General features: G+C 36.6%; 10 protein-coding genes and 1 tRNA gene. 2 read left to right on the forward strand and 9 right to left on the reverse strand.

Annotation, left to right across the window (positions count from 1 at the left end):
• Positions 1-4 precede the first annotated feature (4 nt).
• From cysS to lysS, 9 genes are all read right to left on the reverse strand, one after another.
• On the reverse strand, positions 5-1,477 hold the full coding sequence (gene cysS, locus CGC47_RS08835) for a cysteine--tRNA ligase (protein WP_095900258.1): 1,473 nt from the start codon (positions 1,475-1,477) through the stop codon (positions 5-7).
• Between the two features lie 20 nt (positions 1,478-1,497).
• Positions 1,498-1,968, reverse strand: a complete 471-nt coding sequence (locus tag CGC47_RS08840) for a DUF6232 family protein (protein WP_041999211.1) — start codon at positions 1,966-1,968, stop codon at positions 1,498-1,500.
• The gene (gene folE, locus CGC47_RS08845) at positions 1,968-2,642 is read right to left on the reverse strand and encodes a GTP cyclohydrolase I FolE (protein WP_013996500.1); all 675 of its coding nucleotides are present in this window, start codon (positions 2,640-2,642) and stop codon (positions 1,968-1,970) included. The genes CGC47_RS08840 and folE overlap by 1 nt, the downstream gene beginning before the upstream one ends.
• Positions 2,643-2,862: 220 nt before the next feature.
• Entirely contained in the window at positions 2,863-3,852 is a 990-nt protein-coding gene (hemB, locus tag CGC47_RS08850) for a porphobilinogen synthase (RefSeq protein ID WP_041999214.1), read from the reverse strand.
• Between the two features lie 48 nt (positions 3,853-3,900).
• Complete coding sequence (locus CGC47_RS08855; RefSeq protein WP_041999217.1) at positions 3,901-6,213, reverse strand: glycoside hydrolase family 20 protein; 2,313 nt, start codon at positions 6,211-6,213, stop codon at positions 3,901-3,903.
• Between the two features lie 111 nt (positions 6,214-6,324).
• On the reverse strand, positions 6,325-7,815 hold the full coding sequence (locus CGC47_RS08860; RefSeq protein WP_095900259.1) for a leucine-rich repeat protein: 1,491 nt from the start codon (positions 7,813-7,815) through the stop codon (positions 6,325-6,327).
• A gap of 16 nt (positions 7,816-7,831) precedes the next feature.
• Positions 7,832-9,328 (reverse strand): leucine-rich repeat domain-containing protein, encoded by a 1,497-nt coding sequence (locus CGC47_RS08865; protein WP_041999220.1) that lies wholly within the window; start codon positions 9,326-9,328, stop codon positions 7,832-7,834.
• Between the two features lie 404 nt (positions 9,329-9,732).
• Complete coding sequence (locus tag CGC47_RS08870) at positions 9,733-10,668, reverse strand: hypothetical protein (protein ID WP_095900260.1); 936 nt, start codon at positions 10,666-10,668, stop codon at positions 9,733-9,735.
• Positions 10,669-11,028: 360 nt separating this feature from the next.
• Positions 11,029-12,726 carry a lysine--tRNA ligase gene (gene lysS / locus CGC47_RS08875; protein WP_041999720.1) on the reverse strand — a complete coding sequence of 566 codons (1,698 nt, stop codon included), beginning with the start codon at positions 12,724-12,726 and terminating at the stop codon, positions 11,029-11,031.
• Positions 12,727-13,002: 276 nt separating this feature from the next.
• Here lysS and CGC47_RS08880 point away from each other — a divergent pair.
• Positions 13,003-13,076 (forward strand) — tRNA-Ile (locus tag CGC47_RS08880).
• Positions 13,077-14,128: 1,052 nt separating this feature from the next.
• Positions 14,129-14,782 (forward strand): lysozyme family protein, encoded by a 654-nt coding sequence (locus CGC47_RS08885; RefSeq protein ID WP_041913494.1) that lies wholly within the window; start codon positions 14,129-14,131, stop codon positions 14,780-14,782.
• Positions 14,783-15,026 lie beyond the last annotated feature (244 nt).

The following is a 15,026-nucleotide window of genomic DNA, read 5'->3' on the forward strand; positions in this document are numbered from 1 at the left end:
TGATTTACTCCAAACTATACGTAGTTCCGTCTTTTCCGTCTTTGAGTTGAATACCAATGGCTTTCAGCTCGTCGCGGATTTTGTCGGACAACGCCCAGTCTTTATTAGCACGAGCTTCCATACGCATCTGAATGAGCATCTGCATTACGCCGTCCAATTTATCATTATTTTCAGTAGCCTGTTGTTCGTCTTTTAGTCCCAATACCTCAAAAACAAAGGTGTTGAAAGTGGCTTCGAGCTCACGAAGGTCGGTTTCGGTTAGGGTTTCTTTGCCGTCTTTCACTAAGTTTATGATGCGAACGCCCTCAAAGAGTTGAGCAATGAGTATGGGGCTATTGAAGTCATCATTCATTGCGTTGTAGCATTGCTGCTTCCAATTTTGTACATCGAACGAAGAGTTTTTTGAAATTGGTAAGGACGAAAGGATTTTCCCTGCCTCCATAAGTCGGTTAAAGCCCTTTTCGGCTGCGAGCATTGCCTCGTTGGAAATATCCAAAACGCTGCGGTAATGGGCTTGCATAAAACAGAAACGCACCACCGAAGGCTTAAAGGGTTTCTCGAAGAAGTCATTTTCTCCTGAAATAAGCTGCATTGGTAAAATGTAATTTCCTGTGGATTTGCTCATTCGCTGCCCGTTCATTGTTAGCATATTGGCGTGTAGCCAATAGCGTACGGGTGAGTGTCCGTGTCCGGCTTTGCCCTGAGCGATTTCGCATTCGTGATGTGGGAATTTCAAGTCCATTCCGCCTCCGTGAATGTCAAACTCTTCACCTAAGTACTTAGTGCTCATTACGGTACATTCCAAATGCCAGCCCGGGAAACCATCTCCCCAAGGCGATGCCCACCGCATAATATGAGCAGGTGAGGCTTTCTTCCAGAGGGCGAAGTCCTGCGGATTTTTCTTTTCGCCTTGCCCGTCCAAATCGCGAGTGTTGGCGAATAGCTCTTCTATATTTCTGCGTGAAAGCTCTCCGTAATTTAGTCCGCGTCGATTGTATTCTTGCACGTCAAAATACACCGAACCATTACTTTCGTATGCAAAACCCTCTTTGACGAGTTTTTCGGTAAGTTGTATTTGTTCGAGAATATGCCCCGTAGCAGTAGGTTCGATAGTCGGAGGCAAATTGTTGAACATTTCCAATACTTTATGGAAATCCACCGTGTATTTTTGTACGATTTCCATCGGTTCGAGTTTTTCCAATCGAGATTGTTTTACGAAGCGGTCGTTTTCAACGTTGCCATCGTCGGTAAGATGCCCAGCATCTGTGATGTTCCTAACGTATCGAACCTTATATCCGATGTGTTTTAAGTATCTGAAAATTAGGTCGAACGACATAAAGGTTCGGCAATTTCCCAAATGTACATTGCTGTAAACGGTTGGTCCGCAGACGTACATCCCGACGTGTCCCTCCTTCAAAGGAATAAAGTTTTCTTTTTCGCCCGTAAGGGAGTTGTATATGTTAAGCACGTGTTGCATAATTGTTCAAAATAAATGACTTAATGGTTGGATTTAAACACACTTTCAAAGTGCCTCGTTTTTTTGTTACTTTCCAAATACTGATGCTGATTTATCGCTTGGGTTAAAGCCTCATAAAGTTGCTGGACTTCATCTTCTTCTAACGAGCTGAACACCCGCTTTGATTGGTGCGAGACCTCAATATCCAAATGATGTGTAACGATAGGGATATCTTTAATTTGAAGTACCCAAATGCCTCCTGCCAGTAAAACTACTCCACCGAGTATTGCAACGATTAGGTCTTCTTTATACATTCCCTTTACAAGGAATTTCATACCGAAAATCATCAAAACAATGGCGGGTACTTTACTCTTTTTCTGAATGAAGAGTGTTTTTTCTTTTTTTATGGAAGCAATCTCACGAATTGAAAAGCACTCTTTTCGGACACAAAACTCGGTTTGCGAAACCTTAATACTTCCTTTTTCAAAAAAAATCTTCTCAGAAGCATTCATTAGTACTTAGTTTCTAGTTTTATGTAGTCAAGGAATTCTTTTCTTACCGCAAGGTCTTTGAATTTTCCGCCAAATTCTGCCGTTACGGTGCTACTTTCAATGTCTTTGATTCCTCGTGAATTTACACACAAATGCTTAGCATCTATCACACAAGCGACATCTTCTGTACCGAGTACTTTTTGCATTTCCTGTACGATTTGCATCGTAAGGCGCTCCTGCACTTGTGGGCGTTTGGCAAAATATTCTACGATTCGGTTCATTTTAGACAGCCCAATAACCTTTCCGTTGGAAATATACCCTACGTGGGCTCTACCCACAATGGGCAAAAAATGATGCTCACAAGTGGAATACACCACGATGTTTTTCTCCACAAGCATCTCGCCATAATGGTAATTATTGGCAAAGGTGGAAGAACCAGGTTTGCGTGAAGGATTTAGCCCTCCAAAGATTTCCTTAACATAAGCCTTAGCTACGCGCCGAGGCGTTCCTTTAAGGCTATCATCGGTTAGGTCAAGCCCTAAAGTGTGCATAATATCTGCCATTGCTTTTTCAATTCGGGCGATTTTTTCTTCCTCCGAAAGCTCAAAAGCATCATCACGAAGAGGTGTTTTTGCAGAAGTACTTATGTGATTTTCTCCAAGGAAGTCTTCCTGAGAAATTTGCTCATTTTTCATCGAATTAAGTCTTTAAAATTGAAAATATTAGTTTGCAAAGATAACGTAAAAAGCCGAAAGTAGCTGTAGCTACGAATAATTTTTAGGAAATCCCTATCGGTGAGAATGATTTACCTCAAAGAAGCCTGTAAACTTGTACTAAGGTAAAGGAGGAGTTACAAGTATAACAAAACGATTTAAAGGGCACTTTCAAAAGTGCCCTTTAAATCGTTTTTAAATTTTAACCTATTAGTTTAGCGACCTCTTTGGCAAAATAAGAAGCGATGATATCTGCTCCCGCTCTTTTGATAGCGGTCACTTGTTCGAGCATTACCGCATCGTGATTGAGCCAACCTTTTTCGGTTGCGGCTTTAAGCATTGCGTATTCGCCCGAAACTTGATATACCGCCACAGGAACTTCCGACATATTTTTTACTTCCCGAACAATATCCAAATAGCATAATCCTGGCTTAACCATCACAATATCCGCACCTTCTTCAATATCCATTCGTGTTTCTCTGAGGGCTTCCAAACGATTGTGGTAATCCATTTGATACGTTTTTTTATCCTTTGGAATATCTTGAACGTCAACAGGAGCACTATCCAACGCATCACGGAAAGGACCATAAAAAGAAGACGCGTATTTGGCACTATACGACATTATGCCAACATTCTGGAAATCATTATTTTCCAGCGTTTCACGAATGTTCAATATTCTTCCGTCCATCATATCACTTGGTGCTACGAAATCGGCACCTGCTTGGGCGTGTGATAAGCTCATTTGGCAAAGGGCATCAACGGTGGCATCGTTAGCAATTTGCCCATTTTCGATAATTCCGTCGTGTCCGTAAACAGAATATGGGTCGAGTGCCACGTCGGTCATTACCAGCATTTGCGGAACAGCATTTTTTACCGTTTTGATGGCTCTTTGCATCAGTCCATTGGGATTTACAGCTTCTGTTCCTTTGTTATCTTTCAAATTATCAGGAACTTTCACAAACAATAGTACCGACTTCAAACCTAATTTCCAAAGTTCTTTTACCTCTTTTTCAAGTAAATCCAAGCTATATCGATAATAATTTGGCATTGAAGCGATTTCTTCTTTTACACCTTTGCCTTCCACCACAAAAAGTGGTACCAAAAAATCATCGGGCGTAACGATAGTTTCTCTGACCAAGCTGCGAATAGCCTCGCTGGTACGCAATCTTCGGTTTCTTCTTAATGGATACATATTTTTATACTTTTATCACTTATTTTTTAACCTATTTTTATTGTATGCTTATTGAATTGAAACTTCATCAATAAAGAGCCACGCATCACCACCTTTTGGCGGATTGCCTAAATTGGTTACCTTTATTTTTACAAAACGCGCTTTTTGAGGAGCAAACTTAATTTCAAAATCAGTGATTACTGCATATCCGTTTTTTTCAAAAGCTCGATTAAAAGTTCCTACTGGAGTGTATTTCTTGCCGTCTTGCGAAAGAGAAACCGCTACTTGGGTTGGGTAATAAATTCCTTGTCCTTGATTTTCCATCACCCCTAAAAGTACATTTTCAATAAGGGTACTCTCTTCAAGGTCAATAACAAAAGAGGCATCATCGACTAACCAAGCTAACCATTGTTTGTCGTGAAAATTTTTAGAGCCACGCACAATATTGGTCAGTGTGGCTTCTTGTTGCCCTTGATAATTTTTATGATACAGATTTTCAAAAGATACCTTTTTGCCTACCGCCTTATGAAAGCGTACCTCTTTTTGAGAAACCGCACCGAAGGGAGCTTCGTTTTTAAACACTACTGCACGTATTTTTTCAGATTGATTGATTTGAAAAGGCGATGTGTATTTCTGATAGTTGCCATCTGCAATGGCATAACGAATGTCGGCATTAGGATATTCACTCTGTAAAGTAATTTCAACTTTTCCTGCTTCGGTGATGGTTTCACGGATTTGTACCTGATACATTGATTTGGCATAATTAATACCCATCACGTCCAATCGATGGAAAAGTGCCTCGGTACGTTTTACAAAATTCTCCCAATTTTTTACGGAATTTGGACTCCATAAAGCCTCTGAAAGTGCCAAAATTCTGGGGAAAATCATATATTGAGATTCAGCAGGTACGGTTACATATTCCGACCATAAATTACCTTGCCCTCCTAAAATATGTTGTTTTTGTTCAGAAGTCATTTCCTCCAAAATGGGGTCAAAGGTATATACCTTGCTCAAAGGTACATTTCCACCAATGGTTAAAGGTTCTTTTTCGGGATCGCCTTGATACTGATCTAAGTAGCAAAAATCACCTGGGGTCATAATTACATCATTACCTAATTCGGAGGCTTTTATGCCTCCATCAAATCCTCGCCAACTCATTACTGTGGCATTTTTAGGTAGTCCACCCTCTATGATTTCCTCCCAACCGACTAATTTTTTCCCTTTGGAAGAAAGAAAAGTATCTATCCTTTTGATAAAATAGCTTTGGAGCTCGTGTTCGTCTTTCAATTTATGATCTTTTATACGACGCTGACAATCCTTACATTTTTTCCATTCGGTTTTGGTTGCTTCATCTCCTCCGATATGAATGTACTCAAAAGGGAAAAGTTCCATAACTTCGGTTAAAACTTCTTCTAAAAAGGTAAATGTTTGCTCTTGTCCAGCACAATAAATATCAGTAATAGGCCAAACTCCTCCCGAAGGTACTGCCACAGGTTGCTTATGGCAAGAGAGCTTCGGATAAGCTGCAATGGCACTGGTTACGTGAGCAGGCATTTCTATTTCAGGCATCACTTCAATTCCTCGCTTATGGGCATAAGCCACAATTTGGCGAATATCTTCTTGAGTATAAAATCCTCCGTAGGTGCCTTGCTCAGAGGGATTGTTTTTTGAACGTGCATCCCAATGCTTATCTTCTTGATCAACGCGCCAAGCTCCTATTTCAGTGAGTTTCGGATATTTTTTTATTTCAAGGCGCCACCCTTGGTCATCCACCAAATGTAGGTGCAATACATTTAACTTAAGCATCGCCATTACATCAATGGTTTTTAAAATATAGGCTTTATCAAAAAAGTGCCGAGCCACATCAAGCATCAATCCTCTCCATAAAAAACGAGGTTGGTCAGTTATCTTCAAGGTAGGAACTCGCCAAGCGGTTTGTTGTTTTTGCTCACTTTCAATATTTTGAGGTAGTAAAAGCCTTAAAGTTTGTATGGCGTGTACATAACCACGATAATCATTGGATTGAATTTCTATTCGTTTTTCAGAGATTTCCAAGGTATAGGCTTCTGCTTGATGGTTTGAATTTTGGGTAAAAACAACCACATTTTCAGTAGAATTATTTGCCGTAGCACTTCTTTGCAGTTGCCAACCTGCTGCCTTTTGAAATTTTTCATTGAGTAATGATATTGCCTTCTGCTGATTTTCATCATTAGCTACAAATTTGGTATTGGCATCAAATTCAAAAAAAGTACTACCCAACTCAATATTGGCAACTTGCGGTATTATCGAAACATTTGTATCTGCAGAAATGATTTCTTTTTCAACAGATGTACAACTCTGCAAAGCCCATAATAAAGATAAAAAAATAATCCCTACTTTCATTGTTTATACGCATTTATAAATTTCACGTTGCTAATTTACGAAAATCGTGGTTTTACTTCACATTTTTATAGCACAAAAAAAAGCTGCCTTTTCAGACAGCCTTTAAAAAATTTATTCTTCAACAATATTCGTGAAATATTCCTTCCAATCGGAAGCCTCATACGCGGCTTTGGTCCCTGTTGGAACTTTTAAAACAGCATCAGGAATTTTTCTGAAAGTAGATGTTTTATTACCAAGTGTTGGAGGTGTTGTTGCTTCTACCTTTACAGATTTTAATCCAGTACAAAATTTAAACGCATCGGCTTTAATTTCCCTTATTTTATTTCCAAAAGTTACAGAAGTGAGTGTTCTGATGAAATAAAAAGCATTTTCTTGAACTACTTCTACACTTTTCATTGTTACACTTACAAGAACCGCATTTCTGGAAAATAAATCTTGCTTAATTTCCTTCACATTTTCAGGAATTACCAAATTAGCAACAATAGCTGAAGGCTCAACTGCCGTTAAAACCCCGTTAGCATCTACCGTGAAAGAAGATTTTACCACTACCGAAATTATTTTAGTTTCATCTTTCAGAATATCTTTTACCGTGATTTGGGTTGAGCCACTTCCCACAGCAGCAATAGTAAGCACACCATTACTTTCTGTAGCAGTTGCTATTGAAGAATTAGCCAAACTAACTTCATATTTACCATTGCCTTTGATGTTTATGGTTGTACTTGTTCCTGCTGAAAGTTCCAACACAGTGCGAGGGATAGAAAATTCACTCAAATTCACAGTAACTTTAAATGTTGTAACTTGCTGTGTTTGTTTATCTTTCACTGTAACAGTAGTTTCCCCTGGTTTTAAACCTGTTACCTTTAGATGATGTCCTTGTGTGGCATCATACCATTGGTGTTCAGTGTTTGCCACATCAGTAGGAGTAGCCGTAATTTCAAATTCGTAATTGCCATTTGCATTATCTCCTCCAAGAATATTTATAATTTCAAAATCTCCGTTAGTTACCGTCAATTCAGATTTTTCCATTTTCAGGTCATTCACTACCTTTACAGTGATGGAATTCTTTTTATTTGTTTTTTTGTCAACCACAACAACTTGGGTTGTTCCTACATTTTTTGCCGTAATTTTAACTTCATTGCTTACAATTTCGGCAGTGGCTATGTTTGCATCTTCTGAAGTCACCTCGTAATTTCCTGAACCTGAGGAAATCTGTACAATGTCAGATTTTCCTGCTATGATACTTATTTCCGTAGCTGATAGTAAAAAGTCAGAAACTGTTACTTTAATTGTAATACTTTTCTGCTTACTATCCGTTATGGTCAGAGTAACTTCCCCAGCACTTTTACCTTCCACAGCTATTTGTTTTTCACCTTTTATAGATACAACAGCTTTATTTTCGTCCGAAGATTTTACTTTATAGCCACCATTTCCGTCGGTAATGTCAATTACTTGAGTCTCTCCGACCAAAACATTTACAGCATCTTTACCTATTTTGATTTCTTTCGCAGGAACTTCCACTTGTTTATTGTCGTCCTTATCACAAGAGACTATGGCTACTAATCCGAAACAGAGTAGCCCTAAAATCAAACCTATTTTTTTCATTTTATTTAATTTATAATTATTGAGCACTTATTTTACTTTCATACTCACTCCAACTTTCAACTTGTTGATATTCATTCAAACTTGCTGACGGCACATAAATATGCTTAAAAGCAGTCAATTCATCATCGTACAACGAACCTTCTAATGTAGGAGGCGTTACAGGTTTCATCGTAATAGAAACCAAACTCTCACAACCTGAGAAAATATTTTCTCCCATTTCAGTTACTTTGCTTGGAATGGTTATAGTAGTCAATTTCGAACAATCACGGAAAGCTTCACCACCTATATTTTTTACCTCCTCTCCCATAGTTACCGAAGTCAGATTGCTACAATCCCAGAAAAGAGTGGTTGATAATGTAGTGACCTTATTTGGAATTGTGATACTTGTCAAGGCTTTACAATCTGAAAAAGCAGATATTCCTATCTCTTCAAGGGTTTCAGGAAGTTCAATAGAAGCCAATTTTCCGCATCCATTAAAAGCGGTATCTCCTATATGAGTTAATTGATTTGATAATGTAATGGTAGTCAACTCTCTACAATCTGAAAATGCATCTGATTTCAATTGTTTTACTCCGTCAGGAATAACTACATTGTTAAGTTTATGACAGGATTTGAAAGCTGATTCTCCAATTTCTGTTAGTGTTTGAGGTAACGTTATGGTTGTTAATGCTTTGCAACTATAAAAAGCACTGCCCTCTATGGTAGTTACCCCTTCTGGAATTACTAACGATGTTAATGGAGAATTTTCAAAGGCACGTTCTTTTATAGTTTTCAATCCTTTGGGTAGCGTAATACTTGTCAATTTTGAATCCAAAAAAGCTCTTGCTGCGATGGAAGTTACCTTGCTTAGCACTGGGTCATTTTCCATATCAAGGGTTGTAAGCTCGTCATTAAGCCATTTTACCAAAGTTGTTTTATCGTTGCTTAAATTATAATAATTCTCAGGAATAGGCGTTTTTACGATTACCTTAACGTGTTGTGCCTTATTGGTTTTGGTATCAGTAACGGTTATTGTAGCTGTACCATCGGCAATAGCTGTGATGGTAATATTTGTTCCTGAAAGCTCGGCAGTTGCAATAGGTTCGTTATCAGAAGCTACGGAATAAATTCCACTTCCCGATAGTATTACAACTATTGCTTTTTCAGCTTTTTGAAGAGAAACTTCCACTTTATCCAAAACTAATGCGTTGATAGTAACACTGATAGAAACTTTCTTTCCTTTGCTATCAGTCACGGAAATAGTACTTTTCCCTGCTTTTTGTCCAGTAATGGTAATTACTCCCTCTTTTTCAGTAACCGCTACGTTATCATTATCCGATTTAAGTTGGTAACCTCCATTTCCTGAAACAATTTTTATGGTTTTGCTCTCTCCCTCTAAAATGATTAGAGCGTTATTCTCCACTTTGATTTCGTGAATAATAGGTGGTTCTACTTTGTTGTCATCTTTTCCGCAAGAAACAAACATTACTGATGCCATAAGCATTAGCCCTAAAAAAACTTTTATTTTTCTCATTGATTAATGGTTTTAACTAATTTAGCAGGGCAAATATATCTATTTAAACTGAATAAAAATAATATTTAACATAATAATTCTAAAAAAATATTTTTAACACTCTATAAATCAGATAAAAATCATTGACAGAATTTACATTTTGATAATGCTTTCATAAAATATTGTATGATTACAAAGATTGAATATAATTCAAAAAGTACGATATACTACAAAAAACTTTTGTCAAGCTAAATAAAGTCGAACCTTTCGCCCTTGTTGAAAAATAGGGGTATTTTGTAAAAAAAGGCGATAGCAATTCGCCCTTACAAGATTGGTTTTATTTTTAGGTGAATAACTTTTTAGCTTTTTTAGTTTTTTGATAAAAGAAAGAGACATATTTTATTATGTCTCTTCTTTATATTTATTTAGTAATAGGTAATTTCAACAGTACTTTCTTGAACTACTTTATTATTTTCTTTATGAACTCTCTTTATTTTTATAGGATATCTCTTATCGTTATATTGATAGGTATAATCAACACTTTCCATCTCAGTGCGTTTGGGGTCTGTTAGTTTTTCTTTGATTCGTTTTTCAGAAATTATATTATTTTTTGCTGATATTGGGTCAATAAAAAGGGTTGGACTACTTGGTATATCCAGTTGATAGTATAAATGATTGTTTTTGTCATCATATTGATACTCAATAGTCTTTTTTGAACTCTCATCAACTCTCACAGTTTTTATTATTCTTTTTTGTGTATCAAGCGTGTGTGTATTGGTGCGTACTTTTGCATATTCTATTCCGTTAGTAACTATGGAAAAATGCTCAATTTCTTGTATTTCTGTAGCCGAAGGATATACAAATTTGGTTACTTGTGGAAATTTTAAATCAGAATCTTTTCGATTGTATTGAATTTCAGTTAATCTATCATTCGTGTACTTATATGTTACGGTTTTGGATTCTTGAGCATTATCATTCTCTTCAATTTCTTCAACCAATTTTCCACCAGCATAATTGTAAGTTGTTTTGTTTTCTATTTTGTTTTTTTTAGTATCTAAATGTGTAAGAGTTTTTAGCAGATTATTCTCGTAGGTCATAGTATTTTCGTAACCATCTACTTTTTCATTGTCTTCAAACATAGTAAAAACCTCAGCCAAAAGTTTTCCATTTTCCATTTTAGCTTCTATAACTTCGACAATTGATACTTCGGCACCAGAGTCGTTATTACTTTTGAAAGAGGTTGTTACTTTTTTAGGAAATAGAATCTCCTGTGTGTTGGGTTGTTCATTTATGTTATTGTTATCCTTTGAACAACTAATAATTAGCACAGCAATTAGTGCTGAAAAAATAATTCGTTTCATATATTTGCAGTTTTTTATTATAGCGATGCAAACATAATGAATAAAGCTCTAAATATTGAACTACTGAAAGGTTAAATAATCGTTATTTTTACTTATATGTTGCTTCATTTTGTATTCCCAGCACTTGATTTTCTTTTCCAAAGGATTAAAATACTTTTAACTCTTTGTGTGAGGTCGGTTTAGGTCATAAAGTTAAGTGAAAACATTGATATTCGGATACGTAGTAGCAAAAGATTTTTCGCCCTTTTTGATGAATATGTTTACTTCATAAAAAAGACGATACGTAATTGCTTTACCAATTCGTATCGTCCTATTTTATTTTGTGTTATATGAAAGGGCAAAAGATTTTTCGCCCTTATGTTATACTAATTTCACCAATAAATTATCGCCTTGTTTCTCAACCGAAGCTACCTTTTTGCTGGTCAGACCTTTGATGGTTTTATCCCATTTTTTATTGGATAATCCCGATTGGGCTTTTAACTCTTCCAACGGAAGTGTTTCGGCTTTTTGGAGAATTTCAAACACCATTTTTTCATCTTCGTTTAACTCTACTGTCTGTGTGGCTTTCGCCTCAGGCTTCATTTGTGGAAAGAAAAGTACTTCTTGTATACTTTCGTTATTGGTCAGGAACATTATGAGTCTGTCCATTCCGATTCCTAAGCCTGATGTTGGAGGCATACCAAATTCCAATGCTCGTAAAAAGTCTTGGTCGATGAACATCGCCTCGTCATCGCCTCGCTCGGAAAGTGCCATCTGTGCCTCGAAACGTTCGCGTTGGTCGATAGGGTCATTTAACTCGGAATACGCATTGGCGATTTCTTTTCCGCAGACCATCAGCTCGAAACGCTCGGTCAGATTGGGGTCGTTGCGATGTTCTTTGGTCAGTGGCGACATCTCTTTCGGATAATCCGTGATAAATGTAGGTTGAATGAAATTTCCTTCGCATTTCTCACCGAAAATCTCGTCTATTAGTTTGCCTTTGCCCATTGTGTCATCAACCTCAATCCCGATAGATTTAGCAAAATCGAACAATTCTTTTTCGGTTTTCCCTGTGATGTCAAACCCTGTGAATTTTTGAATGGCTTCGGTCATCGTAACTCGCGGATACGGAGCTTTGAAATCAATTTCGTGTTTGCCGAAAGTAGCTTTGGTTGAGCCATTTACAGCAATAGCACAATGCTCCAACAATTGTTCGGTAAACTCCATCATCCAATGGTAGTCCTTGTACGCCACATAAATTTCCATTGCGGTAAATTCGGGGTTGTGAGTTCTGTCCATTCCTTCGTTTCGGAAGTTTTTCGAGAACTCGTACACGCCGTCAAATCCGCCTACGATAAGTCTTTTCAGATACAATTCGTTGGCAATTCGCATATACAAAGGAATGTCCAAAGAATTATGATGTGTGATGAACGGACGAGCCGCTGCTCCTCCTGGAATGGATTGTAAAACAGGTGTTTCCACTTCCATATAACCACGTTCATTGAAAAACTGACGCATTGCGTTGAAAAGTTTGGTACGCTTGATGAAAACTTCCTTCACCTGTGGATTTACCACCAAGTCCACGTAACGCATACGATAACGAAGCTCGGGGTCGGTGAAGGCGTCAAAGGTATTTCCATCGGCATCGGTTTTAGGAAGCGGTAACGGACGGAGTACTTTACTTAGTAGTTTGAAGTTTTTTACCCGAACTGATTTTTCACCCACTTGTGTAAGGAAAAGTTCGCCTTCCACACCGATGAAATCACCCAAGTCGAGCAATTTTTTAAATACTTCATTGTAAAGGGTTTTGTCTTCGTCGGGACAAATTTCATCACGATTGATATAGAGTTGTACGCGTCCTTGGCTGTCTTGTAATGAAGCAAAAGAGGCCTTCCCTTGAATACGGACAGACATTAGTCGCCCAGCCAAAGTTACCTTTTTTCCCTCTTGAAAATTCGATTTTACATCGGCAGAAGTTGTATCAACAGGATACAATTCCGCTGGATATGGATTGATACCCAATTCTTTTAATTTATCAAGTTTTTCTCTACGAATTATCTCTTGTTCTGATAGTTGCATATAATTAACCTATTTTTTAAACTGCAAAAATAAGCATTTTTTAGGATAGCTGCTCCAAAAAAACAGAAAACAAGCCTAAAACTCTTTAAATTAGGGATGATTTAGTTTTTAGTAATCGTTTTGAAATTTTTTGTATAAAAACATAAATATGATAAATCAATCTAAAAATCAAGTAAATAAAGTAAAAAACATATAAAAAAATGAAATTATGTATTCAAAAATTTGCTCCGAAAAGAAAATAGTTGTAATATTGCATTCGCTTTTAGCAACAAAGCAGGTCCTATAGCTCAGTTGGTTAGAGCACCTGACTCATAATCAGGTGGTCGCTGGTTCGAGCCCAGCTGGGACCACAAAGAGAATCAAGGCTTTACAGAAATGTGAAGCCTTTTTCGTTTTTCTTTGTGAAATGTTTCTTATAAACTTTTTTTCAACAGGAACAAAGGGAGTAAAGTCATGAATATAGATAAAATAAAAAATTGTAACGCTAATAGAGCTCCTATTTTAGGCTTCTTACATTGCGTTCGCCCAAGTGCTTTTAAAGAATTTTTGATATTATTAAGTAATAAATCTGGATTAGTAATGGATTATTTTGGAGTAGAATACTAAGAAAATAATACTTTAACTTTTTTTGATTTTACTTCTTTCGATATTGATATTGAAGTCAATATATCTTTACAAGAATTTATACAAATTATACAGCCTATAATTGAAGATGCTACATTCATCCCCCAAGTGCAATTTTTTATGCCACGAATTTATGAAATAAATTTTTAGGTTCTTCAAAATCTAATGTCATTACTCACTTTTTATAGTTTTTAAAGTTAAGGTGTTCGTGATGTGCTTCGCAGTTCTTGGTCTTCGGTTAATTTTATGTTGAATTTCTTTAATCTTCTCTTTGCTAATTTTCTCAAAATAAAACCCTTAGGGATATATTGTCGTACAAATTTGTTGGTTTTCGGGTGCGTCTTTCTACATCGTAAGCAGCAAAGGACATAGCGGATAGGGTTTTGGTGCGTTTTATAAAGCAAATTTACAAAATAATCACTTAATATTCAAATAATTAACAAGTTATTTTAGGGAAATTTGCCTTGCAAAGGTCTCAATAATTTTGAAGTGAGATTAAACAAGCTTCATTCACCAAAAAACTAAAAACAAATTCCTCTAAATTTTCACAAATTTATCTACCTCAGTACAGCCTTTTCGTTGAATAATCCCAAAAATATTTTCATTAAAAGATAAGTGATTGATTTAAAGGATGATAGTCTCAAAAATCTCGTTAAAAAGTTATAAAAACAGACCCAAACTTTGTGTTTTTTAAAAAATACCTACATTTGCACCGCAAATTTCGAGCCGCCTTTTACACGCTAAGTTAAGGATGTAAGTCTTGAAGAAATTTATATTTATGAAAAAAATTAAGAAGAGGTATCTCTTCACAATTTTAGGAGCAACTGCGCTCTGTGTCGTTGGATTTTCCGCAGGAATTGGCGAAAGAAATCGGGTGGATATACACGGCAACTATATTGTGAAAGAACCTCAACTGGCTACCGTTGCAGCCGACCACAATAGCAACGTGAACAAGTTCTTAACTCCTCCTTTGATTGGTAAATCGTTTATCGGTTTCAAGGAAGCCTTAGCTTACCGAGAATCAAGAGGAAATTACTTTGTTGTAAATCCGTACGGATATGTTGGTAAATACCAATTTGGTAAAACAACATTACGCCACTACGGAGTGAGAAATGTGGATGAATTCTTAAATTCTCCAGAACTTCAAGAAAAGCTACTATTAGTAAGCTTACAAAGAAGTAAATGGGTACTTAGAAATGAAATCAACCAATTTGTTGGTAAAAAGGTCAATGGCATTTACATTACCGAATCGGGCATACTTGCTGCCGCTCACTTAGCAGGAGTAAACAGTGTCAAGAAATTTTTCAAGTACCAAGGAAACTATACTTTTGCTGATGCAAACGGAACTACCCTGCAGAATTATCTTAAAAAATTCGCTGGTTATGATTTAGACTTCGTTCAAGCAAAAGAAAAACCTATCCTTTCAAAGTAAAAGGTTAGAAATCAAGCAGGATAAAGAGAGTTGTTCTAATTAGAGCAACTCTTTTTTTGTAATATTTTTGCATTTTTCAGTCGTTTTAAAACAAATAAATGAGCTAAATACGTTTAATTTTTAAAATTAAATTAGTAGAATATCCTATTTTTATGTAAAAAATTTATTAAATGAAATATTCAAAGTATAATTTACTGTTAAAAGCAAAATAAACTACATATTTTACGTACATTTGCGGTACGGA

Source organism: Capnocytophaga canimorsus (assembly GCF_002302565.1).
GTDB lineage: Bacteria > Bacteroidota > Bacteroidia > Flavobacteriales > Flavobacteriaceae > Capnocytophaga > Capnocytophaga canimorsus.